The 24797-nt window shown below is 43.5% G+C and carries 24 protein-coding genes, 1 other RNA gene and 3 pseudogenes; 21 read left to right on the forward strand and 7 right to left on the reverse strand.

Annotation, left to right across the window (positions count from 1 at the left end):
- The first annotated feature begins 134 nt into the window (after nt 1-134).
- From PCORN_RS01175 to ssrA, 9 genes and pseudogenes are all read left to right on the forward strand, one after another.
- Nucleotides 135-878, forward strand: coding sequence for an alpha/beta hydrolase (locus PCORN_RS01175; RefSeq protein ID WP_036076802.1), 744 nt, complete (start codon nt 135-137; stop codon nt 876-878).
- 56 nt (nt 879-934) lie between these two features.
- Nucleotides 935-1099 carry a sigma factor gene (locus PCORN_RS18055; protein WP_159102503.1) on the forward strand — a complete coding sequence of 55 codons (165 nt, stop codon included), beginning with the start codon at nt 935-937 and terminating at the stop codon, nt 1097-1099.
- A complete protein-coding gene (locus PCORN_RS01180; protein ID WP_051999153.1) occupies nt 1077-1811 on the forward strand; it encodes a sigma factor-like helix-turn-helix DNA-binding protein in 735 nt (244 codons plus the stop codon). Before PCORN_RS18055 ends, PCORN_RS01180 begins: the two co-directional genes overlap by 23 nt.
- Nucleotides 1812-1835: 24 nt before the next feature.
- Complete coding sequence (locus tag PCORN_RS01185) at nt 1836-2282, forward strand: carboxymuconolactone decarboxylase family protein (protein ID WP_036076804.1); 447 nt, start codon at nt 1836-1838, stop codon at nt 2280-2282.
- A gap of 119 nt (nt 2283-2401) precedes the next feature.
- Entirely contained in the window at nt 2402-2632 is a 231-nt protein-coding gene (gene secG, locus PCORN_RS01190; protein ID WP_036076807.1) for a preprotein translocase subunit SecG, read from the forward strand.
- A gap of 256 nt (nt 2633-2888) precedes the next feature.
- A complete protein-coding gene (locus tag PCORN_RS01195) occupies nt 2889-3635 on the forward strand; it encodes an alpha/beta hydrolase (protein ID WP_036076810.1) in 747 nt (248 codons plus the stop codon).
- A 27-nt stretch (nt 3636-3662) separates the two neighbouring features.
- Nucleotides 3663-6069: pseudogene (gene rnr, locus PCORN_RS01200) on the forward strand (ribonuclease R).
- Nucleotides 6042-6506: an SsrA-binding protein SmpB gene (smpB, locus tag PCORN_RS01205; RefSeq protein ID WP_036076812.1), complete on the forward strand. Its 465-nt coding sequence runs from the start codon at nt 6042-6044 to the stop codon at nt 6504-6506. The pseudogene rnr and the gene smpB overlap by 28 nt, the downstream one beginning before the upstream one ends.
- A 334-nt stretch (nt 6507-6840) precedes the next feature.
- Nucleotides 6841-7208: a transfer-messenger RNA gene (gene ssrA, locus PCORN_RS17740) on the forward strand.
- Nucleotides 7209-7370: 162 nt separating this feature from the next.
- Here ssrA and PCORN_RS20655 read toward each other — a convergent pair.
- The 5 genes from PCORN_RS20655 to PCORN_RS01230 form a co-directional block, all read right to left on the reverse strand.
- The gene (locus tag PCORN_RS20655; RefSeq protein ID WP_277620139.1) at nt 7371-7499 is read right to left on the reverse strand and encodes a hypothetical protein; all 129 of its coding nucleotides are present in this window, start codon (nt 7497-7499) and stop codon (nt 7371-7373) included.
- Nucleotides 7500-7683: 184 nt separating this feature from the next.
- Entirely contained in the window at nt 7684-9009 is a 1326-nt protein-coding gene (locus PCORN_RS01210) for an APC family permease (RefSeq protein ID WP_036076814.1), read from the reverse strand.
- A gap of 90 nt (nt 9010-9099) precedes the next feature.
- Complete coding sequence (locus tag PCORN_RS01215) at nt 9100-10071, reverse strand: L-threonine 3-dehydrogenase (RefSeq protein WP_036076817.1); 972 nt, start codon at nt 10069-10071, stop codon at nt 9100-9102.
- Between the two features lie 223 nt (nt 10072-10294).
- The gene (locus PCORN_RS01225) at nt 10295-11485 is read right to left on the reverse strand and encodes a glycine C-acetyltransferase (protein WP_036076820.1); all 1191 of its coding nucleotides are present in this window, start codon (nt 11483-11485) and stop codon (nt 10295-10297) included.
- Nucleotides 11486-11583: 98 nt separating this feature from the next.
- Nucleotides 11584-13689: a BglG family transcription antiterminator gene (locus PCORN_RS01230; RefSeq protein WP_036076822.1), complete on the reverse strand. Its 2106-nt coding sequence runs from the start codon at nt 13687-13689 to the stop codon at nt 11584-11586.
- Nucleotides 13690-14042: 353 nt separating this feature from the next.
- Here PCORN_RS01230 and ald point away from each other — a divergent pair, with 353 nt between their 5' ends.
- The 3 genes and pseudogenes from ald to PCORN_RS01245 all read left to right on the forward strand — a co-directional run bounded on the left by ald (nt 14043) and on the right by PCORN_RS01245 (nt 16456).
- On the forward strand, nt 14043-15146 hold the full coding sequence (gene ald, locus PCORN_RS01235; protein WP_036076823.1) for an alanine dehydrogenase: 1104 nt from the start codon (nt 14043-14045) through the stop codon (nt 15144-15146).
- Nucleotides 15146-16145: pseudogene (gene tdcB, locus PCORN_RS01240) on the forward strand (bifunctional threonine ammonia-lyase/L-serine ammonia-lyase TdcB). The gene ald and the pseudogene tdcB overlap by 1 nt, the downstream one beginning before the upstream one ends.
- Nucleotides 16146-16225: 80 nt before the next feature.
- On the forward strand, nt 16226-16456 hold the full coding sequence (locus tag PCORN_RS01245) for a lipopolysaccharide assembly protein LapA domain-containing protein (RefSeq protein ID WP_051999154.1): 231 nt from the start codon (nt 16226-16228) through the stop codon (nt 16454-16456).
- A gap of 55 nt (nt 16457-16511) precedes the next feature.
- Here PCORN_RS01245 and PCORN_RS19180 read toward each other — a convergent pair whose 3' ends face one another.
- Nucleotides 16512-16682: a hypothetical protein gene (locus PCORN_RS19180; protein ID WP_156110608.1), complete on the reverse strand. Its 171-nt coding sequence runs from the start codon at nt 16680-16682 to the stop codon at nt 16512-16514.
- A 202-nt stretch (nt 16683-16884) separates the two neighbouring features.
- Here PCORN_RS19180 and PCORN_RS01250 point away from each other — a divergent pair, with 202 nt between their 5' ends.
- The 4 genes and pseudogenes from PCORN_RS01250 (at nt 16885) to PCORN_RS01265 (ending at nt 20546) form a co-directional block, all read left to right on the forward strand.
- Nucleotides 16885-17835, forward strand: coding sequence for an ABC transporter permease (locus tag PCORN_RS01250; protein WP_036076825.1), 951 nt, complete (start codon nt 16885-16887; stop codon nt 17833-17835).
- Entirely contained in the window at nt 17828-18769 is a 942-nt protein-coding gene (locus PCORN_RS01255; RefSeq protein ID WP_036076827.1) for an iron chelate uptake ABC transporter family permease subunit, read from the forward strand. The genes PCORN_RS01250 and PCORN_RS01255 overlap by 8 nt, the downstream gene beginning before the upstream one ends.
- A pseudogene (locus PCORN_RS01260) lies at nt 18766-19525 on the forward strand (iron ABC transporter ATP-binding protein). Before PCORN_RS01255 ends, PCORN_RS01260 begins: the two are co-directional and overlap by 4 nt.
- 79 nt (nt 19526-19604) lie before the next feature.
- Nucleotides 19605-20546: a siderophore ABC transporter substrate-binding protein gene (locus tag PCORN_RS01265; protein WP_036076830.1), complete on the forward strand. Its 942-nt coding sequence runs from the start codon at nt 19605-19607 to the stop codon at nt 20544-20546.
- Between the two features lie 37 nt (nt 20547-20583).
- Here the strand turns inward: PCORN_RS01265 and PCORN_RS01270 are convergent, their stop codons facing one another.
- Nucleotides 20584-21114, reverse strand: a complete 531-nt coding sequence (locus PCORN_RS01270) for a GNAT family N-acetyltransferase (protein ID WP_241433040.1) — start codon at nt 21112-21114, stop codon at nt 20584-20586.
- A 152-nt stretch (nt 21115-21266) separates the two neighbouring features.
- On the opposite strand from PCORN_RS01270, the gene PCORN_RS01275 reads away from it, so the two are divergent.
- The 5 genes from PCORN_RS01275 (at nt 21267) to PCORN_RS01295 (ending at nt 24786) form a co-directional block, all read left to right on the forward strand.
- On the forward strand, nt 21267-22070 hold the full coding sequence (locus tag PCORN_RS01275; RefSeq protein ID WP_036076834.1) for a YwqG family protein: 804 nt from the start codon (nt 21267-21269) through the stop codon (nt 22068-22070).
- 146 nt (nt 22071-22216) lie between these two features.
- Nucleotides 22217-22807 carry a VanZ family protein gene (locus PCORN_RS01280; RefSeq protein ID WP_036076836.1) on the forward strand — a complete coding sequence of 197 codons (591 nt, stop codon included), beginning with the start codon at nt 22217-22219 and terminating at the stop codon, nt 22805-22807.
- Between the two features lie 10 nt (nt 22808-22817).
- Complete coding sequence (locus PCORN_RS01285) at nt 22818-23387, forward strand: YdcF family protein (RefSeq protein ID WP_036076838.1); 570 nt, start codon at nt 22818-22820, stop codon at nt 23385-23387.
- A gap of 76 nt (nt 23388-23463) precedes the next feature.
- Nucleotides 23464-24222: a MerR family transcriptional regulator gene (locus PCORN_RS01290; protein WP_036076840.1), complete on the forward strand. Its 759-nt coding sequence runs from the start codon at nt 23464-23466 to the stop codon at nt 24220-24222.
- Between the two features lie 66 nt (nt 24223-24288).
- Nucleotides 24289-24786 (forward strand): GNAT family N-acetyltransferase, encoded by a 498-nt coding sequence (locus tag PCORN_RS01295; RefSeq protein ID WP_036076842.1) that lies wholly within the window; start codon nt 24289-24291, stop codon nt 24784-24786.
- The last annotated feature ends 11 nt before the right edge of the window (nt 24787-24797 follow it).

A 24797-nucleotide genomic window follows, 5' to 3' on the forward strand; every position in this document is an offset into this window, starting at 1 on the left:
AAAATAGAGATTGTGAATGGTGCTGAATCCTTTGATAGCAAGGGTTTTCGGGACTCGAATCAAAAACTAGCAATTGGCGCAAATATGGCGTACAATGAGGGCAAGTTAAGGAAGATGGAGGAGTGCAATTAATCATGAGTACGGATCGTAGCTTTCTTTTAAAAGCAGGCAATCGGGCTGTTCTATTACTGCATGGATTTGCGGGAACGACAGAGGATGTTAGAGAATTAGGTGAATATCTAGCGGAGAATGGTTATACAGTTTATGCACCAAATTATCGCGGTCATGGCGAGGAACCAGCCATTTTCCTAAAAACCACACCAGATATGTGGTATGAGGATGCGAAGGCGGGCTACAAGCATTTACAGGACCAAGGATATCACGAAATAGCAATAGTAGGCGCTGCAATGGGTGGTGTTTTTGCTCTGAAAATGGCGGAAACATTTGATCCGAAAGCAATCGCTCCATTATGCGCGAACGTGAACCGCAAAATGCGATATATTCCAGTGGAGAAGTATCTATTAAAGAGTATGAGTAGAGAAGGTATTGCAGATGAGGAAGCACAAGTAATGCTTACTAATTATGCACCTGAGATAAAAACAATGACAGACGCGCGTTCTGTGTTTTATAAAGCAGTGGCGAGCGATATCGAACGAATTGAAGTACCAACGATGATTGGCCAAGGTTGTCAGGATGAAGAAATTGCACCCGATGACGCGAACTATATTTTCAAAAATATTCACTCGGATGATAAGCAACTTTGTTTTTATGCGGGTTCGGGTCACGATATTACAACGGACTGTGAGAAGGATATTTTGGCCGAGGATTTAGTTTATTTCTTGGACGATTTGATGTGGGTAGAAGAAGTCGTGGTATAAGATTCGTGAGGAATGCCTGATTGTGGGGTGTTCCTTTTTTGATGGGGGGTTCGTTGATGGAGGAGTATCGGCGGTTATTGTTGACGGTTTCGTATCGGATTATTGGGGAGATGGCAGATGCGGAAGATGTTGTGCAGGAGACGTACATGGAGTGGGAGAAGCACAAGGATGAGGACATTCTAAATCGGAAGGCTTTTTTTGACGCGGATTGCAGTGAATAAGTCGATTAATTTGGCGAAGTCGGCTCGGAAAACGCGTGAGGAGTATTATGGACCTTGGATTCCGGAGCCGCTTTCGGAGGAACTGGAAGCGCAATTGGAGCGGAAGGAACAGGTTAATTACGCGATGATGGTTGTGTTTGAGCGGCTGGAACCGAAAGAGCGAGCGGTGTTTTTGCTGAAGGATGTGTTTGGGTATTCGCATCAGGAGATTTCGGATTTACTGGATATTTCGGTGTTGAATAGTCGGCAGGTTTTGACGCGGGCGAAGCGGATTATTGCCAAATCGGATGTGCAAACAGTTCGTGAGGTTGGTGCGGATAGGTCGATGATTGCGCTTTTTGTGAAGAGTATCGAGGATGGGAACATTGCGCCATTTATCGAGAAGCTTACGAGTGAAGCCACGATGCAAATCGATGGTGGAAAAAGGAGACAGGCGCCGTTGCGGGTTTTACATACGCCACTTCGAATTGGGGCTTTTTTACGTGGGGTGGCGGAGCATGATTTCTTTGGGGATTCGCGCGAGCTTCGGTTGATTGATGAGCAAATCTGTATTTTGATTAAGGAAAATGGTATTTTGGTGCGAATTATTTTTCTTAGTTTAAATGTAGAGGGGGACAAGGTTCAGAGCGTTTTTGTGGTGACGAATCCGGATAAATTGAAAAAAAATTTGAGGAATTGTGTCACGTTTTTGATGGCTGATTTGTCTTATTAGTGAGAGACGAGAGGAGAATGTAAAATGAGTGCACGTTTTAATTTGATGAAGGAAAATGCAGAGGTTTATGCAACATTAGGTAAGTTGGATACGTTAGGACGGGAGAGTAGTATCCCGAAAGATTTGCAGGAATTGATTAAGATTTATGCGTCTAGCTTGAACCATTGTGCGTTTTGTATTGATATGCATACGAAAGAGGCTTTGGAAAATGGCGAGACAGTGCAACGTGTGATGGGCGTGAATGCTTGGCGTGAGGCTCCGTTTTATACGGATAAAGAGCGCGTGGTGTTGGAGCTTGTTGAGGAAGTGACGTTTATTCATCAGCATGGTGTTTCCGACGCGGTTTATTCAGAGCTTGAGAAGCATTATGGTGAGAAGGAAATTGGTGAGTTGTACTTGTTGATTACGACGATTAATGCGTACAATCGATTGGGAGTTATGAGTCGTCTGCAACCTAAAGTGGATAAATAATAGATGGAGGGATTTACCGTTTTTTAATGGTGAATCCTCTTTTTTAGGCTTTACGTTTTATGCAAAATATGCTATCATAAAAGGTAGTCAAAAAGAGGACGGTTTTAGGAGGAAAGAGCATGAATACAGTGTTAACAATTTTATTAGTTATTGTATCGGTATTGTTAATCATCGTAGTTGTTCTTCAACCAGGTAAGAGTAACGGGTTATCCGGAGCTATCTCTGGTGGAGCAGAAGAACTATTTGGTAAACAAAAAGCAAGAGGACTTGAACGTATATTACATCGTACAACGATTGTTTTAGCGGTAATCTTCTTTGCAATATTGATTGCTTTAGGATTTTTCTTGTAATTTAGAAAAGTGATGAACTCCACCTGAATTTGTTTTCGGGTGGAGTTTTCTCATGTGTGGCGCAACGCTAGATTCTATCCAGAAAGATTTAGTCTGATGTATTTTCCGAGTGTATAGAGTAGCAAAATAATGATTAAGAAATATTGAAGATCTATCGTGTTAAGCGCAAAATTTCAATACCTTCTTTTTGAATTTTGTGTGTGGAGGCGGTACACTGGGTGTAGTGATATTTTTAGAATGAAGGGGATTTTTTGATATGAAGATGAAGGCGCCAGAGCCATTTTTATTTGAGACGGGGAAACGTGCGGTATTGTTATTGCATGGCTTTACGGGTAGTTCGGCGGATGTGCGGATGTTGGGCCGGTTTTTGCAGGATAATAATTATACGTGTTATGCGCCGCAGTATAAGGGGCATGGTGTGTCGCCTGACGTGCTGTTGACAACGGGGCCTGAGGATTGGTGGCAGGATGTGCTTACGGCTTACGATCGCTTGAAATCGCTTGGCTACGCGGAGATTGCGGTGGCTGGGCTTTCGCTTGGGGGACTTTTTTCGCTGAAGCTGGGGTATAATCGGCCGTTGAAGGGGATTGTTGCGATGAGCACGCCGACGCGGATGGATAGTTCTTCGCCGATTATTCAAGGTTTTTTGGATTATGTGCGGAATTATAAGAAGTATGAGGGCAAGACGCCGGACGAGATTGATGCGGAGATGTTGGCGTATAAGGATGCGCCGATGGACACGATTGCGAAATTGAAGGATGAGATTCAGGATGTTATGCCGCAAATTGATATGATTTATGCGCCGATTATGGTCGTTCAGGGAAAAAAAGATCAGATGGTAGATGTAAATGGAGCGGAATTGATTTATAATAAGGTAGAGTCAGATCAAAAGGAACTGAAATGGTACGAGAATTCTGGGCATGTTATTACGATTGATAAAGAAAAGGCGCAGTTGCAAGATGATATTTTGGCGTTTTTAGATACGCTGGATTGGCATGTTTAAGTTTTATGAAGAGAAAGGAGGGAAACAATGAAGAAAATAGAAGATAAGATTTTAGATTTTATGAAGGAATCGCCGAAAAAAACGTTTTCACTAGATGATTTAGAAGCGGAGATGGGTTTGCAAGATGCCGATGATTTTAAGGCGATGGTGAAATCGCTTGTGGCAATGGAGGATCGCGGGGATGTGATTCGGACGAAGAAGAACCGTTATGCGTTGCCGGAGGAACTGGATTTTGTGAAGGGGACTTTCCGGGCGCATGAGAAGGGCTTTGGATTTGTGCTTCCTGAGGACCAGGAGATGGATGATATTTTTATCCCGCCAACGCAAGTGAATAACGCGATGAATGGGGATATTGTTTTTGCGAATATCACGAAGATTAAAGGTGATAATTTAGCGGAGGGCACGATTCATAAAATTGTGGAACGGAAAACGTCGCAGGTTGTTGGGACGTATATGGAAGATTTGATGGGTGATCCGATTGTGATTCCTGATGATAAGCGGACTTTTGGTCAGGTGGAAATTGATCTTGCAAGTGGTTTGAAACCTGTGGATGGTCATAAGGTTATCGTGGAGTTGACGGAATATCCTGAGGGGCGTAACCGTGCGCGCGGGATTGTCAAAATGATTATTGGACATCGGAATGATCCTGGTGTTGATATTTTGTCGATTATTCATAAGCATGGGATTCCGATTGCGTTTCCGGATGATGTGATGGAGGAGGCTAACAAGGTTCCTGCTGAGATTGCGGAGAGTGAGATTGGCGCGCGTCGTGATTTGCGTGATCAGGTTATTATTACGATTGATGGTGCGGATGCGAAGGATTTGGATGATGCTGTAACGGTGTCGCAACTTCCGAACGGGAATCATAAACTGGGTGTACATATTGCGGATGTGAGTTCGTATGTGACGGAGGGCTCGGCGCTTGATCGTGAGGCGGCGGAGCGTGGCACAAGTGTATACTTGGTGGATCGGGTTATTCCGATGATTCCGCATCGTTTGTCAAACGGTATTTGTTCGCTGAATCCGCATGTGGATCGGTTTACGATGTCTTGTGAGATGGAGATTGATGCGTCGGGAGCGGTCGTTTCGCATGAGATTTTTGAGAGTGTGATTAATACGGCGGAACGGATGACGTATACGGATGTGAATGATATTTTAGTGGCGGAGGATGCGGATTTACGCGCGAAGTATGCGCCGATTGTACCGATGCTCGAGAATATGTACGCTTTGTCCAAAATTTTGAATAAGAAGCGGGATGCGCGTGGGGCGATTGATTTCGACTTTAAGGAAGCGCGTGTTGTCGTGGATGAAGAGGGGCGTCCGACGGGAGTTGTGACGCGGGAACGTTCGGCTGGTGAGCGCCTGATTGAGGAGTTCATGTTGGCGGCTAATGAATGTATCGCGGAGCATTTTTTTCTGGATGCAAGTACCGTTTATTTATCGTATTCATGAAGACCCAAAAGAAGAGAAGTTACAACGGTTTTTCGAATTTATTACGAACTTCGGCTTGGTTGTGAAAGGGACGGCGAATGATGTGCATCCGCGGGCTTTGCAGCAAGTTTTGGAAGAGGTTAAAGGTAAACCGGAAGAGATGGTTGTTTCGACGATTATGCTTCGTTCGATGCAACAGGCGAAATATGATACGGCGAATTTAGGGCATTTCGGATTGTCGACGGAATACTATACACATTTCACGTCGCCGATTCGTCGGTATCCGGATTTGATCGTACATCGCTTAATTCGCGAGTATTTGATTCATGGGGATATTGATGACGCAACGATGGCGAAATGGGCTGAGCGCCTTCCTGAGATCGCAGAGCATACGTCTAAAATGGAGCGCCGTGCTGTAGAGGCGGAACGTGAGACGGATGAGCTGAAGAAGACGGAATATATGGTGGATCATGTTGGTGAAATTTTTAAAGGGATTATTAGTTCGGTGACGAATTTCGGTCTGTTTATTGAGTTGCCAAATACGATTGAGGGCCTTGTGCATGTGAGTACGATGAAGGACGATTATTATCAATTCCATCAAAATCAGCTGGCTATGATCGGTGAACGTACTGGTCGTGTCTATCGAATTGGTGACGAGGTGGAGGTTGAGGTAACGAAGGTGGACGTGGATCACCGCGAAATCGATTTTGCGCTTCGTAGTCTTGGGAAAGAGACGCCTGGCTTTAAGCGTAATAAGAAACCACTCGAAGTTTCGAAGTCGTTTAAGAAAAAGAAAAACCGCCCGAGTGGTGATAAAAAACGGAAGGATAACGATTCCTCGTCGCGCAAAAAGGACAAGCAAGACGGTGAGCGATCCGACGAAACGAAGAAGAAAAAAGAAAAAAACCATTTTACCAAGGTGTGGCAAAGGGCACGAAGCCGAAGAAACCACGCCGTTAGAAGGGAAGATGTATCATGCCTAAAGGTGATGGACGTTTACTAGCGCAAAATAAGAAGGCGCGTCATGATTATGCGATTGAGGAGACTTTTGAAGCAGGAATTGTGCTTCAGGGAACGGAGATCAAGTCGGTTCGTAATGCGCGCGTGAATTTGAAGGATGCTTACGCGCGAATCGATCGTGGCGAAATTTTTCTTCATAATATGCATATTAGTCCGTATGAGCAGGGAAATCGTTATAATCATGATCCGCTTCGGACGCGTAAGTTATTGCTGCACAAGAAGCAGATTAGCAAGTTGATTGGTGAGACAAAGGAGGCGGGATACTCGATTATTCCGCTGAAAATGTATATCAAGGATGGCTATGCAAAAGTGCTGATTGGTGTGGCGAAAGGTAAGAAGAAATATGATAAGCGCCAAGATTTGAAGAATAAAGAAGCGAAACGTGATGTGGAGCGGGCGTTTAAAGAAAGACAGCGATAAGATTTGGAGACTTGCTTACGATTGGCTTTAATTTGCCATTTGTAAGCTGTTCGTGTATAATGTTAGATACTGTCACGTTTGGTGTTTCGTGAAAAGAAACATTTTTCTCGTGGTACGCTGATACTAACTCTAAACCATGCAGAATCCCGGAATCCCTCAATTGGGTAGAACGAAGATTATGCTTTAAACAAATTGAGCGAAAGCGTTTGTATTCAGCGAGTTTTGTAGAAGCCGGAAGCGGAGTGTACGACTGTACATGAGAACCGGAAGTCTGCAAAACTCGCTGAATGCGAGCGGTTGTCGCCAATTTACTAGGGTTAGGCTCTTGTTACACGGGGACGTTACGGATTCGACAGGGATAGTTCGAGCTTGGATTGCGAGTCGGGGGGATCGGCCTCGTTACAAACGTCAAAGCCAATAATAACTGGCAAAACTAATAATAACCTAGCTTTCGCTGCCTAAGAACAGTCGATAGCTGATCCTCCGTGCATCGCCCATGTGCTACGGTAAGGGTCTCAAATGAAGTGGGATACGATTCTAAGTCTCCGTCTGGGGCTTAGAAGAAGAGCTCAATCAGACTAGCTTTATGGAAGCCTGTTGTCGGGCTGATGTATATGCGAAATCCTAATACGACGACTACACTCGTAGAAGTCTAAGTGCCGTTATTTCTGGACGTGGGTTCGACTCCCACCGTCTCCATAAGACAAAGAAGCCGCTTGAAGCATTGATAAAATGTTTCAAGCGGTTTTTCATGGGAAAAGGCGTTGTTAAATGATAAGATTGATGGTATAATGGAGACAGAAGTTTATAGCGTGTCAATACGAAACCCCACAAGTCTTATCACCTTGTGGGGTTTCTTGTCGCCTAAAACCGATTCAGTAACCAATTGACGAGTGCAAGTACAATTCCAATAAATAAGGGGGTTATCAAGCCTCTAATGAAAAATTGTTCTCGTTCCCGTCGTCTTTTTTTATATCGTTTATAGCGTGTCATGTTCGCACCTCCTTCACGTTAAACACACGCGAAAAAAGTGAGATGGCGACATGATTAGTATAGTATGATTCGTATTTTTTGGAATCTATAGGAAAATCCATTTTCACTGTATTTACATCATTTTATAGAACAAAAAAGCATTGGAAAACGGTTTTTACACCAGTTTCCAATGCTTTTATTACTGTTATTCAGAAAAATGACCTTTTTTCTTTTTATAAAGGTAGATTGGTAGTCCAATTGCTGTTAGAACTAGTCCAATTCCGGCGTTCATCGGTTGTGTGAAGAGGGTGTTGAAGACGATGAAGGCACCACCTAGAATCGCAATGATTGGTATCACTGGATAGAGTGGAACTTTGTAAGGCCTTGCGAGTTCTGGTTCTCGTTTTCGCAGTACGAAGACGGCAATGAACGTGAGTGTGTAGAAAATCCAAATAACGAAGATAAGCATGTCGGTTAGCTGATTGAATTTTCCTGTGAAAATCATGATGATGGAGATAAGTAAGATGACAATTCCGCCGTTGTAAGGGACACTACTTTTCGCGCCAAGTTTCTTGAACCAGTTACTGAATGGTAGTTGATTATCAAGAGACATGGCATATGGAATACGGATTCCGGTCATCGTGTAGCCGTTAATCGTGCCGAATACAGAAATCAGAATACCAACAGTAATCAATTTACCGCCAATTGAACCGAAGATGATATTCGCAACGTCAGACGCTGGTGTTGCTGTAGAAGCTAGTGCAGCGGCTGGCATAACGAACAAGTAAGCGATATTGATCAATAAGTACACCAACATAACGCCCGTTAGCCCAAACACGATAGCTTTTGGCAGATCTTTTTTCGGGTTTTTCATTTCGCCGGCAATGTTACCAACGTGAATCCAGCCGTCATAAGCAAACATCGTTGCTACGAGACCAGAACCTAAGCTTGTCAAAAATGGGTGATCGGCAACGCTCATCGGGAATAACCGGAACGCAACGTCTCCTTGATGAAAGAGTCCAAAAATAATAATTAAGATGAGTGGTACTAGTTTACAAATTGTTGTGACTGCTTGGAATGATCCGGCTACTTTTGCACCGATAAAATTCATAAGCATAATGAACACTGCTGCAGCAATGGCAACTGGGACGATGATACCATCACCTGTTCCAAAAAGGTTCGCGACCTGTGTTGCAAAAATGATCGATAGTGCCGCGATATTTGCTGGGAAATAAATAACGGTTTGTGCCCAACCAAGTAAGTATGCGGTTAATTTGCCATATGTTTTTTGAAGGTACATCATCATTCCACCGGTTTGTGGGATGGCAGCGGAAAGTTCGGCTGCGGTTAGTCCTCCACAAATGGTGATGACACCGCCGAGAATCCAAGCTAACAGGCCAAGACTTGCAGTTCCTGTTGCGGAATAAACGGCCTCAGGTTTGAAGAATACGCCGGAACCGATAACAGTTCCCATAACAATGGTTAGTGCAGTAAAAAAGCCAATCTCTTTTTTTAGTTTCTGATTTTCCATGTGTTTTCCCCTCGCTTGTTGTCAGGAATGAGCGCTCCCTTTGAACACTCATTCCTAATCAACAGTTGTTTTATTAAAAATAGAAATTTATTAATGCCTTACTACTGTATCATTTTCTAGCTTTTTTGTCAGCTTTTCCAGCATATCTTTTGTCATGCGGTCTAGGTCATATTGCGGGTCAAAATCCCATTCGTTTCTAGCACAGCTTGCATCGAGCGAATCTGGCCATGAATCTGCAATCGCTTGGCGGGCAGGGTCAACGTCATATTTTATTTCGAAATCAGGGATAAATTTGCGAATGGAAGCGGCGATTTGTTCTGGTTCAAAGCTCATTGCCGTGATATTGAAGGCATTGCGATGAACCAAACGTTTTGGATCCGCTTTCATCAATTTGATAATGGCATCGATTGCGTCAGGCATATACATCATATCCATGTGTGTACCTTTGTCGATGAATGAGGTGTAGCTCTTATTTTTCAGTGCTTCGTAATAAATATCTACGGCATAATCGGTGGTTCCGCCGCCTGGAAGTGTTTTATAAGAAATGAGGCCTGGGAAGCGCACGCCGCGAGTGTCTACGCCGAATTTTTGGAAATAGTAGTCGCAAAGTAGTTCACCGCTTACTTTTGTGACACCGTACATGGTCGTTGGGCGTTGCAAGGTGTCCTGTGGCGTGTTATCTGCTGGTGTGCCAGGTCCGAACGAGCCAATCGAGCTTGGTGTGAAGAATTTCAATTTTAATTCGCGAGCGACTTCAAGTGCGTTAACAAGACCGCCCATATTGAGGCTCCACGCGAGTTGTGGCTTTTCTTCGGCTACGGCAGAAAGCAATGCGGCCAAATGAATAATCGTATCGACTTCATATTCACGCGCGATATCCATCATTCTATCTTTATCGGTCACGTCCAAAATTTCGAAGGGGCCGCTTTCAATGACTTCGTTGCCAGCGATACGGCGGATGTCTGTGGCAATAACGCTATCCGTGCCATTTTCAGCGCGCAAACGCATTGTTAATTCGGAACCAATTTGACCTAGACAACCAGTGATAAGTACTTTTTTCATTTAAAAAACCTCCATTGTATTAGAAATCGTATTTTTATATGTTCTATTGCTTTAGTGGTATAATTAAGTTTGGTGTTAGAAAGAGTAATCGGCTGGGTGAACATTGAGACGAATGTGCACTCAGTTGCTATTTTTTTGTTTTTTAAATCACACGTATTGAGTTGGTATTTTGTTTTGGAAGGGAATGAAAGTGCGTGCAAAATCACTTTCTCCCAGCCTATTTTTAGATGACTTTTAGTTCTTTTCCGACTTTTTCGTACGTTGCGAGTACTTCGTCGAGCATTTCTCTCGTGTGGGCAGCGGTTGGCATGTTACGAACGCGGCCGGTGCCTTTTGGAACGGTTGGGAAGACGATGGATTTCGCATAAACGCCTTCTTCTAGCAAGCGACGTGAGAATTGCTGTGTTAGGTTTTCGTCGCCGATGATGCAAGGCGTGATTGGTGTTTCGGAATGACCGATGTCAAAACCTAATTTCGCTAAGCCGGCTTTGAGATATGTGCCATTTTCCCATAGTTTTTCCATGCGCTCTGGATCGCTTTCCATGATATCGATAGCTTCAATACATGCTGCTGCAGCCCCTGGTGTTAAAGAGGTGGAGAATAGGAAAGGTCTAGCGCGAACTTTTAGCCAGTCGATGAGTTGTTGGGAACCTGCCACGTAGCCGCCGACAACGCCGATTGCTTTGGATAGGGTACCCATTTGAAAGTCTATTTTGTCTGACATTCCGAAATGTTTGACGGTCCCGGCACCTTTACCCATTACGCCTGAGCCATGTGCGTCATCTACATAAGTAATTAAGCCGAATTCTTCTGCGATAGCAACGATTTCAGGGATTTTGGCAACATCGCCATCCATGGAAAAAACGCCATCTGTGATGTACATAATTTTTTCATATAATCCGCTTTCTGTGGCTTCTTTGGCGACGCGGCGAAGATCGTCCATATCTTGATGCTTGGCGCGCAATACTTTGGCACCGGAGAGGCGACATCCGTCAATGATTGATGCGTGATTCAGTTCATCGGAAATGATCGCATCTTTTTTCGTCATGACAGCGGAAATCGCACCCATGTTACAGTTGAAACCGGATTGGAAAGCGATCGCAGCTTCGGTGTGCTTGAACTCTGCAAGTCGTGTTTCTAGTTCATTATGGATGGTCATGGTACCGTTAATCGTACGCACAGCCCCAGCGCCAACTCCATATTGTTCCGTTGCTTCGATGCATTTCTTTTTCAGGCGGTCGTCGTTTGAAAAGCCTAGATAGTTATTGGAAGAAAGGTTGATCAACTCAGCGCCGTTCACTTTGATTTTCGCGCCGTTTGGACCTTCAACGGTATCGATGGTGTTGTAAAGCCCTTGATCTCGTAATGCTTGTAATTGCGGTTCTAGAAAGTCGTTTAAAACTTTGTTCGTCATGTGAGAGTTCCTCCTAAAAATTTTTTTATATATTATCACGCGGTCGCTTTCACCGGATGGGGTTGGGAAAGGGGCGGCGCGGTAATGCCAAAGTAAAACTAGAAACCAAGCGATCGATCGGTCACCATATGGTTGATGTTTTTTTGTTCTAAAAACTCTTGAAGTATCGAGAGAATTAGATTTTTGCTTTTTTCTGGGTTGCCGGTTTCAATCATGGCAGTTGCGATTTCGTCTTCTGTCAACATCGTGATTAAGTAGGTGAAAATCTCGATTTCTTCACTTGACAAGGTGTTTGGAAGTAAGAAGACAAGGATATTCGTGATGTTGACTTTTCCTTCCGATGCGATGTGCATTTCTAAATTATGCTTGGAGCTGAAAACGTGAATCGAGGCAGTTTCAACCTCTGTATTAATAAGAAACATGGCCGTATTTGTTCCGCAGGCCAAGACTTTGCGCTGATTCTCGTGTTTGTTTAATTGTTCGTAAAGGTCGTCCGCTGCGAGACTGGTTTTCTGTGCAATTTCTTGACTGAAGCCGCGGAGGTTATCTTCTAAATTGCGGGTCATCACGCTACTTGCTGTGAAATGGGTCGCCTTAATGAGTGAGATAATTAAATGATAATAGGTTTGCATCGCAGTCAAACTCGATAAAGCCGTCTCGAAATCGGTTGTTGTAACAGCGTCCATTGGGAAGGTCTCGTTTTGCTTACGATTCGCGATTTTTTCCAGTTTTTTATTGATGGCGTTGATTTCATTATCTGTGAAAAAAATACTGATAAATTGATAATCATGGGTGAAATTCTCTAAGTGTGATGTCGAAAGGATCATATCGTATTTTTCTAGATTTGTTTCTTTCATAAGGTCGATTGGCGTGATGAACTTCATTTTTTTTAGTTTAGGTAAGCGCTTCCTAAATCTTGCTTGTAGCCAAGTATTGATGCCACTGCTGCGTGAAGTCACGATTAGTGCGCTATATGGTCGCATATTCTCAGAATGAATAATCGCGGCTTCGAAATGAAGGACGATGAACCCAGTTTCTTCTTCGGGAATCTGTTTAAAGGGATAGACGTCACATGCTGCTCGGTGCACGATATCAAACAAATCTGGGAACTCGGCTTTGATCATTTCGAGTAGTGGATTACTCATCGGCATTTTTTTCTTCAATCGGATGATGGAATACTGGATGTGTTCGGTGAGCCCTTTTAAAACATTGATTTGCGATAGTGGTGTATCAATTTCTTTTGCGACACGGGAAATCAGCTTTTTCGCGATTCGAATGGCTTGTACTTTCTCGTTGCGGTAAAAAACGTCTTGACCGCGGCGAATTTCTGATTCGAGTACAAGCATCGTTAGTTCTGCGATTTCACTATCGGGGATTTCGACCATATCTGGTAAACAGTCACGCAAAATCCGTTCGGCGATGTCGTATTCAGGATATTCTTGCAGGAAGACATGATTGCCGTCCCTCCTAGCGATGATTTTCCCTTTTGGAATTTGTTGAATCGTTATCATGAGGTACGTCAGCACGTTTATGTAGGAATCATTGCTTATTTCATAGGAAAGCTTTTTCATCCATTTAGTGATGATTGGATCGCACATGTGCAAAAGGGATAGGTCGACGAAATCCGCGATACGCTCATCGATTTGGGCCTCGTTATCGTCTAGGAGGTCACTGAACATTTGATAGAGCTTGATTTTCGGAACCGTCATTAAGAGTAGTTCCCCAAGCAGTTCGCGTTTTTCTAAGACAGAAGATTCTAATTCGACGCCGATGCCACGCTTTCGTTTAATGTGGATTTTGCCGTTCCAGTCTTCTTCCAGCCGCGTTAAATCACTGCTCACAGTGGCGACGGTGACCGATAGTTCGTTGGCAAGCGCAATCAATTTCACTGGCTCGGACTCATTTAAAAGTACCCGCAAAATGATTTGTTGTCTCTCGAAAGGCGTAAACTCATTATTGACGAGTTCCAATATGTTTTTTTGAATGCGATCGCGATGGGCAGACGCGCCTGTGACGGTGAGCCGACTTCCGTGTTTGACTAAGGTTAATTTGAAATCTTGCAATGTTTCGCCGACTTCTTTTAAATCGCGACGTACGGTTCGTTCGCTAACATCGAGATAAGAAGCGAGCTGCGCAATCGAAATATCGCCGGGTACCGATAGGATTTTTTCTAAAATGATTCGTGATCGTGCAGATAGGTACATTGTGTTTCTTCCTTTCGCAGAAATTTTCCCTATGAAAGCTGCGTATGCGTTTCATTTTCTTTCGCTGCTAAAGATTCACCTTACACCCTTATACTATGACTCCGCTTGCATATAAGCAATACAAACATATTGCTAATTTGTCCAGTTTTGAAATTGAAAAGTTGGACAAAGTTATATCAAGCCACGAAATGAGTGATTTTCCTAGTGTTTTCAGGTGTTGGCGCGCAATGCTTTTCGGGATTTAATCGCTATTTTATATTGTGAAATATTTATCAAACTCAATTTGACAGCGTTTACGTCAGGGTGCTATCCTGTACTCGCAAAGACAATCTAAAAGAAGGACGTGAACGAAGATGAAAATTAGTGTCGTAAAAGAAATCAAGGCAGGCGAGGCACGTGTTGGAATGACGCCTGAAAACGCGGCGAAATTGGTAAGTCAAGGGAACGTTGTATTAGTAGAACAAGATGCTGGGATTGGTTCTGGTTATACAAATCAAGAATATGTGGACGCTGGTGCAATGCTTGTAGATCAAGCGGAAGCATGGATGGCGGACATGGTCGTGAAAGTGAAAGAACCGCAGCCTTCTGAGTATCCGTTTTTCAAGCAGGGTCAAATTATCTGGGGATTTCTTCATCTGGCGGCTTCTAAACCGTGTGTGGAAGCCCTTCTAAAAGCAGGTGCGACTGCGATTGGCGGCGAAACAATTGAAAAAGATGACGTGCTTACGTTGCTAAAACCAATGAGCGCGATTGCAGGACGTCGAGCGATTTTTATGGGTGCGTACTATTTGGAAAAACAACATCAAGGCGCAGGAATCTTGCTATCTGGAATTGAAAATATCCCGGCTGGCGAAGTGGTCATTCTTGGTGGGGGAAATGCAGCTATCAACGCGTGCGACATGGCGATTGGAATTGGCTGTAGCGTGACGATTTTAGAGTTGAATCCAGAACGAATCGCGTATTTAACAGAACATTACGCAGGACAATCGGTTGTTATTTTGCCATCTACAACGGAAAACCTTGAGCGGGAAATCCAGAAGGCGGACGTCTTCATTTCGACAATCCTCATTCCAGGTGCGAAACCGCCAAAAATCGTCAAGGAATACATGGTGAAATCGATGAAACCAGGTAGCGTCATTGTGGATATTGCTATTGATCAAGGTGGAACCGTGGAAACTATTGAGCATTATACGACGCATGATGATCCGATTTTTATCAAGCATGGTGTCCTTCATTATGCCGTTCCAAACATGCCTGGTGCAACGCCTAGAACCTCAACAATGGCATTGGCAACTGGCAATCTCACGTATTTGCAAGCCATCGCTGAAAAAGGACTGGAACAAGCCCTACTCGCAGATGTTTCTTTAGCAAGTGGACTGAATATTCATCAAGGCAGAATCATGTCAAAAAGCCTCGCCGACACGTTGGAAATGGAATATAGTGAGGTACTCCAATGATGAAAACCGACGAATATGTTACTATTTGGGACATTAATAAAGCGAAGGAAGTACTTCAAGATAACGCCCGCAAAACACCGCTTGTAAAATCATTCTACTTAACAAGCGTGGCAGAAGCAAACGTTTACCTAAAGTTAGAAAACATGCAATTAACAGGTTCTTTCAAATTCCGAGGTGCGTACAACAAAATTGCGGCCTTGACGACGACTGAAAAAGAGCACGGTGTCATCGCTTGTTCGGCAGGAAATCATGCGCAAGGTGTTGCTCTGTCGTCCAAACTGCTCGGAATCAACAGCAAAATCGTAATGCCAGAAACGGCACCCCAAGCTAAAATTGATGCAACGAGAGGCTATGGTTCCGATGTTGTTTTGTATGGGCAAACGTTTGATGAAGCTAAAGAAAAATGCATTGAAATCGCTGAGAAAACAGGACGTACTTTTTTGCATCCATATGATGATCCGGCAGTGATTGCTGGGCAAGGAACGATCGGTTTGGAGATTTTGGACAACATATGGGATGTTGATACGGTCATCGCGCCAATTGGTGGCGGTGGTTTAATATCTGGCATCGCGATTGCGCTTAAATCGTTTAATCCAAATATCCGCATTATCGGCGTGCAAGCTGAAAATGTGCACGGGATGAAGTCGTCGTTTGATGCTGGAGAAATAACGCCACATTACGAAGCGCCAACGATGGCAGATGGCTGTGCGGTGAAAGTTCCTGGTGATATAACGTTTTCGATTGTGAAAGAATTGGTAGATGAGATTATCACAGTTTCAGAAGACGAGTTAGAACAAGCAATGAAAGACTTGCTACAGCGCGGAAAAGCAGTCGTAGAAGGCGCTGGGGCACTCAGCACGGCCGCCCTTGTTTCCGATAAAATAACAGGCTATGTGAAAGGAAAAAAATGTTGTTTGCATCATTTCTGGTGGGAATGTTGATTTAGAACGGATTTCTCAAGTTTGCGAGCATTTCTTTTCCAGTGAAATCGTAAAATAATAATAGTCATTTTCATTGTAACTATGCGCCAAAGTGGTATACTTGAAAAAACAGTATTATCAATAGAAGGAGTGAGTGCAATGAAGGTACAATGGCAAGTGATTGTTGGGATTATTATCGCTATTTTGATTCTTGTGTTTGGAACGACGAATATGGGAACTGTAGATGTGAAATTATTATTCTGGACGGTGCAATGGCCGCTTATTATCGTGATTTTAGGCTCGGTTGTAGCAGGTATGATAATGCTACTTTGCTTTAATTATTACACGGCAAGAAAGAAGAAAAAAGGCACGAAAGTTCAAGCGAAATAGGAATAGGTACAAAAAATCTCCAAAGGCTGTTCCTAAACCTTTGGAGATTAGCATTTTATTTTAGAATTTTTCGGTGGAACTGTTGATGGGAGTCCTGTACTTGTTGATGCGGTTTCCCATGTAAATTTTCGGCAAATGGCTTTTTCTCTTTATCCTTTGGAAGAGCGTCACTGATTTTCGGTGTGTGAATCGCTTGCGAGGTCTGACTTTTTTTAGAATTGGTCATTTTTTAAAACCTCCTTTGTTGTTCCTTACCCTGAGGCCGGGAAATTTAAACACAAATTTTTGATGGGAAGTGTCTCTTGGATAGAGGCTTTTTTTTATTGCTCATATGAAAACATGGTCTTGACAAGCAGAACTGTTTCTATTAGAATAGGTTCTGTAAACGATAATGAAAATCATTCTCAATTATAAAGGTGGGTGATTACTTGAAGAGAGCGATACTTATTGTTGTTTTTCTATTGTTAGCACTGCTTTCGGTATTCGTTGGCGTGCAGAAGATTTCTATTGTACATATTTTTGAATTGACGCGGGAACAATGGGATATTATTTGGATAAGTCGGATTCCTAGGCTGATTAGTATTATCTTGGCGGGAGCTGGGATTAGTATTTGTGGGATGATTATGCAGAGTTTGACGCAGAATAAGTTTGTTTCACCAACAACGGCGGGGACGATGGATGCTGCGAGGTTAGGGATATTGGTGTCGTTACTTGTCTTTACAACGGCGAGTCCCTTGGTGAAAATGGGTGTGGCTTTCTTGTTTGCGCTCCTCGGAACATTTATATTTATGCAAATTTTGGAGCGAATTCCGTTTAAAGATACGATTTTTATCCCACTTGTTGGGTTGATGTTCGGCGGGATTCTCAGTTCGATTACGACGTTTTTTGCGTATAAGTTTGATTTAATTCAAAATATTTCTTCGTGGCTTCAAGGGGATTTTTCGATGGTGCTAAAAGGGCGTTATGAGTTGCTCTATGTCGCGGTTCCGCTGATTGTGATTGCGTATTTGTATGCGAATCAGTTCACGGTTGCTGGGATGGGAGAGACGTTTTCGCGGAATTTAGGATTGTCGTATAAGGCGATTATGCGGATTGGGTTGGTGATAGTCGCGTTCATTACGGCGTCTGTGGTTCTGACGGTTGGTATGATACCTTTTCTCGGTTTGATTGTACCGAATATTGTGTCGATTTATCGCGGAGATAATATTAAGAAAACCTTGTTTGATACGGCAGTTTTTGGCGCGACTTTCTTGCTATTTTGTGACGTGCTTGGTCGGGTGATTATTTATCCGTACGAAATTTCGATTAGTTTGATGGTTGGGATTATTGGGAGCGCGATTTTTATTTATCTGCTAATGAGGAGAAAAGCCTATGCGTAAAAATTGGATTTTAGCAGGTATTGTTGTGGTTTTGATGGCGGGTTATTTGTTTTTGTTTATGGGTGGAAGTCCTGCTTTTGCGCTGGAGCTTAGATCGACGAAATTGATCGCGATTGTGTTTACGGGGATTGCGATTGCGGTTTCGACGGTGGTTTTCCAGACGATTACGCAGAATAAAATATTGACGCCTTCGATTATGGGGCTGGATTCGTTATACATGTTATTGCAGACGTCGCTCGTGTTTATTTTCGGGTCTCAAGCGTTGATGCGGGCGGGGAGTGGGCGCTGGAACTTCTTTTTATCGGTCGTTTTGATGATGGGATTTGCGCTTGTTTTATACTGGTTGATGTTTAAGCGGAATGGACGGAATATTTATTTCTTGTTGCTTGTCGGGATTGTTTGTGGAACGTTTTTCTCTAGTTTTTCATCGTTTATGGAGATGCTAATTGATCCGAATGAGTTCCAGATTGTGCAAGATAAGATGTTTGCGAGCTTTAACAATGTGAATACGTCGATTTTGGTGATTGCGATTGTGATTTTTGTGGCGGCGATGCTTTATTTATTGCGATTTGTGAAGTATTTGGATGTGTTGGCGCTGGGCAAGGACCATGCGGTGAATTTGGGTGTTCCGTATAACCGGATTGTGAAGCAGTTGTTGCTCATTATTGTGGTGCTGGTCTCGGTTGCGACGGCGCTGGTTGGACCGATTACATTTTTAGGATTGATTGTGGCGAATGTGGCGTATCAATTTTTGAAAACGCATCAGCATGTGATGTTGCTTGTTGGGGCAAGCTTGATAAGTTTGGTGGCGCTCGTTGGTGGGCAGTTGTTGGCGGAGCGGGTGTTCCATTTCGATACGCCGATAAGTGTGATTATTAATCTGTGCGGCGGCGTGTATTTCTTGTATTTGCTTTTGAGAGGGGCGAAATTATGATTGAAGTGCGGAATCTGGGGAAAAAAATATGGTGCAAAAAATGTGCTTCAAGCGGTTGATTTGACGATTACTGAGAAGCAGATCGTGTCATTTATTGGGGCAAATGGTGCTGGAAAAAGTACATTGTTGTCGATTATTGCGCGGTTGATGAAGTCCGATAGTGGCGAGGTTTTGGTGGATGGCGTGGCGCTGGGTGATTGGAAGTCGGATGATTTGGCGAAGCGGTTGTCTATTTTGAAGCAGAGCAATCATGTCACGATGCGTTTGACGGTGCGGGATTTGGTGGCGTTTGGACGTTTTCCACATTCGAAAGGGCGCTTGCAAAAGGATGATGAGGCGTTTATCGAGATGGCGCTAGATTATATGGAGCTGCGGGATTTGGCGTCGCGTTATTTGGATGAGCTTAGCGGTGGTCAACAGCAGCGTGCTTATATTGCGATGATCATTGCGCAGAATACGGATTATATTTTGCTGGATGAACCGCTCAATAATTTGGATATGAAGCATTCGGTGCAAATTATGCAGCTGTTGCGGCGTTTGGTGGATGAACTTGGCAAGACGGTGTTGTTGGTTTTGCATGATATTAATTTTGCGTCATGTTACTCGGATTCGGTTGTAGCGCTTAAAGATGGCGCGGTGGTGGCGAATGGTAGCACGGCGGAGATGATTCAGGAAGATGTGTTGGCACAGGTTTTTGATATGCATATTCCGATTTCGTTGATTAATAATGACCGGATTGGCGTGTATTTTAAATAAAGGAGGTGAGGGCGCGAAACGGTTGGTATGACACGGAATAATAGCTTCAAAAATAGATAAATAAGGGTGGTTAAAGTAGATGAAGAAATTAGTAATGGTCATGATGTTGATGCTTTTGGCGGTGTTTACGGTTGCTTGTGGGACGGATGAAAAGACGAATGCAGACGCGGAAAAAACAGCGAAGGAATTGACGATTAAGCACGAACTTGGAGAAACGAAAGTGAAGCAAAACCCTGGGAAAGTGGTTGTTTTTGATTTCGGGACGTTGGATACGTTGCAAGCGCTAGGCTTATCTAAAAATGTGGCCGGTTTGCCGAAACAATCCTTGCCGAAATACTTAGATGATTTCGCGAGCGATAAATACGCGGATCTTGGCGGTTTGAAAGAACCTGATTTTGAGAAAATAAACGAGGCGGCACCTGATTTGAACATTATCTCTGGTCGCCAATCCGATTCTTATGATAAATTTTCCGATATTGCACCAACGATTTATCAAGGTGTGGATACGAAGGATTACATGAAGTCATTCCAAGCGAATGTGAACACGGTTGCTGGTCTTTTTGGGAAAGAGGATGAGGCCAAGAAGCAACTAGATGCGATTGACAAGCAAGTTGCAGATGTAAAGGCAAGCGTGCCAGCTGGTAAAACGGGATTAATTATCTTGGCGAACGATGGGAAAATGAGTGCGTATGGACCTGGTTCGCGCTTTGGATTGATTCATGATGTGCTTGGTGTGACGCCGGCGGATCCGAAAATTGAAGCGTCCACGCATGGCCAAAGTATTTCTTCGGAGTACGTTGCGGAAAAGAATCCGGATTACTTGTACGTGATTGACCGTGGTGCAGCGATTGGCGGGGAATCTTCCGCGAAATCTGTCGTTGAGAATGACCTAGTGAAGAAGACGAATGCTTATAAAAATGGCAATATTGTTTACTTGAATCCAGAGTATTGGTACTTGTCAGGAGGCGGGCTAGAGTCTGTTTCGGAGATGGTGAAGGAGGTTGGAGATAGCCTGAAATAGTGAAAAACTGCTCAGCGAAATGTGTCGCTGAGCAGTTTTATTTGGCGCTGTATTCTTCTTTTAAAATAGCGTAATAAGCATCGTCTACGAATTCTTCTTTGACGTAGCGGCTTTTTCGAAGTGTGCCTTCATAGCTCATGCCTAAGCGTTGCATGACTTTTCCTGAGGTGGGGTTGCGGACGTCGTGCATGGCGTAGACGCGTTCTAGTTGTAGTGTTTGGAAAGCAAGATCGAGGATAGCGCGCGCAGCTTCGACCATGTAGCCTTGGCCCCAGTAATCTCGATTTAGGACGTAACCGAGGCAGCCGCTCCGGTTCATCGGATCGATGCGAATATCGATGGTACCGATAAATTTGCCAGTTTCGGCGAGTTCTATTCCGTATTTTCCAATGGGAGACGCGACGAAATATTCGGCAATTTTTTGGCGAGTGACCTCGATGGATGGATGTGTATCAAAAACAAAGCGTGTATTCTCTTCATCAGAGGCGTATTCGAACATGCCTTTTGCGTCGGCAAGCGTAATCGGGCGTAGGATGAGTCGTTCGGTGCGAATGATTTGATGTTCCACTAACAAGTAAGTAAAGCTTTCCATTTTCGTTCCCTCCTTTTTGGGTATTGTTGCTTATTTTAGCATATTTATAGCGGCGATTAAAGTCTATATTGAAAGTTTTTTTATAATGTGCTATGATGAAGTTATTATATGACTAGGGAGGCTTTTCCATGTTAAAAGAAAAACTTGAAAAATTGGTAGCACCTGAAATTGTAAATCGGATTCTTGCGACGGAAAAAGAACGGGTTTTGTTGTCTTGTGAAGCTGAAGGGGAGTTAGGTTTAGCCGATAGTAAGGCGGGCGGACGTGGTTATGTGCCTAAGTCTATGGAATATCCACGGAATAAAGACGGAGGCCCTCTTAGCTTGTTGGCACAGATAAATTGTTCGGAGATGCCTCATTTAGAAGATTTTCCGAAAACGGGATTGTTAGCGTTTTATATTGATTACTTCGATGATTTGACGGGACTTGATTTTGATGATCAGACGGGTCAACATGGTTTTCGAGTTTTGTATTTTGAAACAATGGATGAGGCTAGTTATTCGGCTGAGGAACAGGATAAGTTGTTTGAGTCGGTGCATGCGGACTTTTATCCAATTGTGGATGGTGAATTTCGTTTAAGTGGGGAAATCACGAAACAAGTGACTTTGAAAGAAAGTTATGATTTTGAGCAAGCGTATGGCGGTGAGTTTTATGATGTGCTAGATGCGTGGACTGGTGAGGATGAGGCGAAGGTGGACGCGTTATTTGAATTGGATAGTAGCAGTAGTCAGCTTGGAGGTTATCCTTTTTTCACGCAACAAGATCCTCGGCTGGGTGATGAGAAGGCGCACCACGACACATTATTATTTCAGCTGGATTCAGGTGATGATATTATGTGGGGTGATATGGGCGTCGGCAACTTCTTTATAAACCGGGAAGATTTGAAGCGAAAAGATTTCTCGAATGTGCTTTATAATTGGGATTGTTACTGATTTGAAGGAAGTTTAGGAGCGTACGTTGTTTCTATGCTTCCTTTTTTTTTCTGTAAAACCTTAACATTTCTTTAAAAAGTTTTTAGTAAGCCTTGAATGTTAGATGGTATGCTAGGAACTAGTAAGGAAGATGAGGAGGAGATAGGATGAAAAAGTTAACGATTTGGACGGTTTTACCAGTGCTATCCCTTTGTGCGGCGGTTATGATGTACTATTTTTGGTTTCAAGGATGGTTACAATTTTATTTGAGAGATGTGATGCAAGCGGTGAATCACATGGGATATATAACAGTTGGTGTGACGGCATTGATGCTTTATCTTTGCGCGGTGCAGTTGGTCAATTGGAAAATTAATAAGACGTTGCTTGTTTTGACGTATCTGATTTATTTTGGCATCATGATTGGACTTCTTTTTGGAAAAGCATCTGGTGCGCAAGGGGTTTCGACGGATACGTTCGGTTTTGTGGATACCTTTATTTCGGGGAACTTGCGGGTGATTACGATTGGAAACGTGCTTGCTTTTGTACCGATTGGTTTTTTGTTGAAGAAATTATCACCCCTGATGGCGTTGTTTTCAGCGGGAATCATGATTTTTATCGTGGAAGGGTTGCAATATGCGCTACATGTAGGGTATTTTGATACGGGAGACGTCTTTTTGAATGTTTCTGGTATTATGATTGGGTACGTTATGATTCGTATTTTTTCAAGTTCGCATAAACATATAATAGAGCAGAAATGAGTGGACAGAAATGAAAATGTGGAAAAAAGTGATTTTAGCATTAGTTGGAATTGGTGTTGTGTACGTTGGTGTCGTGCTCGGCTTTATGTATAGCGGGGCGCGAGCGGTACCAACGCCAAACCCGGATACGATTCTTATTTTAGGTTCAAAAGTAATCGATGATCCGGCGCGGCCAATGCCAGTTTTGCGGGAACGATTAGATGCGGCGATTCGGTTTATTGAGAAGCACAACTCGGCGAAAGTGGTCGTGTCGGGTGGTCAAGGCGAGGATGAGTCCGCATCTGAGGCAAGTGTGATGAAGGACTACCTAGTAGCGCACGGCATTGCAGCATCAAGGATTGAAGTAGAGGATACATCGATGCGCACCGAGGAAAACCTAGCAAATAGTAAAGCGGAATTTGAGCTTGGTAAAACGGTCATCGTGACGAGTGATTATCATTTGTACCGCGCGCTCATGCTAGCAGGACGGCAAAATATTGATGCGACAGGATTACCTGCAACAACGCAGACGGGGGCCCTTTTTAAAGGTGTGCCTCGCGAGATTTTATCGATTAGTTATGCGTGGGTTTTTGATCGGTAGAATTTTTTTGGAAAAGTTATTGACATTCACGTTACGTCAAGGTGTAAAGTAGAGTTATCAAGGAGGCGAGAGACGCATGGAATATACGGTTCAAAAGCTAGGACAGCTTGCGGGAGTTAGCACGAGGACGCTGCGGTATTATGATGAAATTGGGATTCTGAAGCCGGCGAGAATTAATACATCAGGTTACCGGATTTATGGTCAAACCGAGGTCGACCGATTGCAGCAAATCATGTTTTACCGGGAAATGAATGTGAGCTTGGAAAAAATCAAGGCGATTCTAGAACAACCTGATTTTGACGAGGCGGAAGCACTTAGAAAACATCGCGTCGAACTGCTTGATAAACGAAAACAATTAGACGACCTGATTCGCAATGTGGAGAAATCCATCGCGCATTCAGAAAGGAGAATGACAATGACAGATCAAGAAAAATTCGAAGGTTTTAAGCAAAAAATGATAGATGATAATGAGGAGAAATATGGCGCTGAAATTCGTGGGAAGTATGGCGATGAGAAAATCGACCGGTCGAACGCGAAGCTTAAAGGTATGAGCGAGGCTGAGTTGGAACGGATTGATGAGTTGGCTGGAACTATTTTGGCCGACTTGCAGGTAGCGTTTGAAACGGGTGATCCAGCTGGTGAGAAGGCACAAGCGGTTGCGGCGATGCATAAAGAGTGGCTATCGGCGTATTGGGACACATACAGCAAAGAGGCGCACGCCGGACTTGCCCAAATGTATGTGGACGATGAACGATTTACGGCTTACTACGATAAAAATCAACCTGGTTTAGCGGCATTTTTACGCGATGCGATTGTCATTTTCACTAGTAAGTAATATAATGAAGGGAGCTTCCAAGCACAGTGATGCGGAGGCTCTTTTTCATTTGGAGGGATTTTTGAGATGATTGAAACAGAACGACTTATTTTTCGTGAATTGGATCAATTGGATTTTGCGGATTTGTGTGAAATATTGCAAGATGATATAGTGATGACGGCTTATGAGGGCGCTTTTACGGATGAGGAAGTGCAGCGTTGGCTTGCGAAACAGTTGGATAATTATGAGCGCTGGGGCTTTGGTTTGTGGGCGGTGATTAAGAAGGATACTGGCGAATTTGTCGGGCAAGTTGGTTTGACAATGCAGCGTGTGGAGGAAGAGGAAGTGCTAGAGATTGGCTACTTGCTGAAGCAGAAATTTTGGCATCAGGGGTTTGCAACGGAGGCTGCGCTTGGTTGTAAGAAGTATGCGCTGGAAACGCTTGGCGCGGAATTGGTGACATGTACAATTCGCGATTCGAACTTAGCCTCTCAAAAAGTTGCAGAACGTATCGGTATGAAACGTCATAAGCGGTACGTGAAATATTACAAAGGCGTGGAGATGCCGCATTATTTGTATTACTGAAAGAAGAGCGA

Source organism: Listeria cornellensis FSL F6-0969, assembly GCF_000525855.1.
Taxonomy (GTDB): Bacteria; Bacillota; Bacilli; order Lactobacillales; family Listeriaceae; genus Listeria_A; species Listeria_A cornellensis.

What these genes read in the sequence shown, in the direction of transcription:
- ald (WP_036076823.1), top strand. Translation starts at nt 14,043, where the DNA reads ATGAAAATTAGTGTCGTAAAAGAAATCAAGGCAGGCGAGGCACGTGTT.
- PCORN_RS01215 (WP_036076817.1), bottom strand. Translation starts at nt 10,071, where the DNA reads ATGAAAAAAGTACTTATCACTGGTTGTCTAGGTCAAATTGGTTCCGAA.
- PCORN_RS20655 (WP_277620139.1), bottom strand. Translation starts at nt 7,499, where the DNA reads ATGACACGCTATAAACGATATAAAAAAAGACGACGGGAACGAGAACAA.
- smpB (WP_036076812.1), top strand. Translation starts at nt 6,042, where the DNA reads ATGCCTAAAGGTGATGGACGTTTACTAGCGCAAAATAAGAAGGCGCGT.
- PCORN_RS01230 (WP_036076822.1), bottom strand. Translation starts at nt 13,689, where the DNA reads ATGTACCTATCTGCACGATCACGAATCATTTTAGAAAAAATCCTATCG.
- PCORN_RS01285 (WP_036076838.1), top strand. Translation starts at nt 22,818, where the DNA reads ATGAAAATGTGGAAAAAAGTGATTTTAGCATTAGTTGGAATTGGTGTT.
- secG (WP_036076807.1), top strand. Translation starts at nt 2,402, where the DNA reads ATGAATACAGTGTTAACAATTTTATTAGTTATTGTATCGGTATTGTTA.
- PCORN_RS01210 (WP_036076814.1), bottom strand. Translation starts at nt 9,009, where the DNA reads ATGGAAAATCAGAAACTAAAAAAAGAGATTGGCTTTTTTACTGCACTA.
- PCORN_RS01225 (WP_036076820.1), bottom strand. Translation starts at nt 11,485, where the DNA reads ATGACGAACAAAGTTTTAAACGACTTTCTAGAACCGCAATTACAAGCA.
- PCORN_RS01255 (WP_036076827.1), top strand. Translation starts at nt 17,828, where the DNA reads ATGCGTAAAAATTGGATTTTAGCAGGTATTGTTGTGGTTTTGATGGCG.
- PCORN_RS01295 (WP_036076842.1), top strand. Translation starts at nt 24,289, where the DNA reads ATGATTGAAACAGAACGACTTATTTTTCGTGAATTGGATCAATTGGAT.
- PCORN_RS01290 (WP_036076840.1), top strand. Translation starts at nt 23,464, where the DNA reads ATGGAATATACGGTTCAAAAGCTAGGACAGCTTGCGGGAGTTAGCACG.
- PCORN_RS19180 (WP_156110608.1), bottom strand. Translation starts at nt 16,682, where the DNA reads ATGACCAATTCTAAAAAAAGTCAGACCTCGCAAGCGATTCACACACCG.
- PCORN_RS01195 (WP_036076810.1), top strand. Translation starts at nt 2,889, where the DNA reads ATGAAGATGAAGGCGCCAGAGCCATTTTTATTTGAGACGGGGAAACGT.
- PCORN_RS01265 (WP_036076830.1), top strand. Translation starts at nt 19,605, where the DNA reads ATGAAGAAATTAGTAATGGTCATGATGTTGATGCTTTTGGCGGTGTTT.
- PCORN_RS18055 (WP_159102503.1), top strand. Translation starts at nt 935, where the DNA reads ATGGAGGAGTATCGGCGGTTATTGTTGACGGTTTCGTATCGGATTATT.
- PCORN_RS01280 (WP_036076836.1), top strand. Translation starts at nt 22,217, where the DNA reads ATGAAAAAGTTAACGATTTGGACGGTTTTACCAGTGCTATCCCTTTGT.
- PCORN_RS01175 (WP_036076802.1), top strand. Translation starts at nt 135, where the DNA reads ATGAGTACGGATCGTAGCTTTCTTTTAAAAGCAGGCAATCGGGCTGTT.
- PCORN_RS01185 (WP_036076804.1), top strand. Translation starts at nt 1,836, where the DNA reads ATGAGTGCACGTTTTAATTTGATGAAGGAAAATGCAGAGGTTTATGCA.
- PCORN_RS01245 (WP_051999154.1), top strand. Translation starts at nt 16,226, where the DNA reads ATGAAGGTACAATGGCAAGTGATTGTTGGGATTATTATCGCTATTTTG.
- PCORN_RS01275 (WP_036076834.1), top strand. Translation starts at nt 21,267, where the DNA reads ATGTTAAAAGAAAAACTTGAAAAATTGGTAGCACCTGAAATTGTAAAT.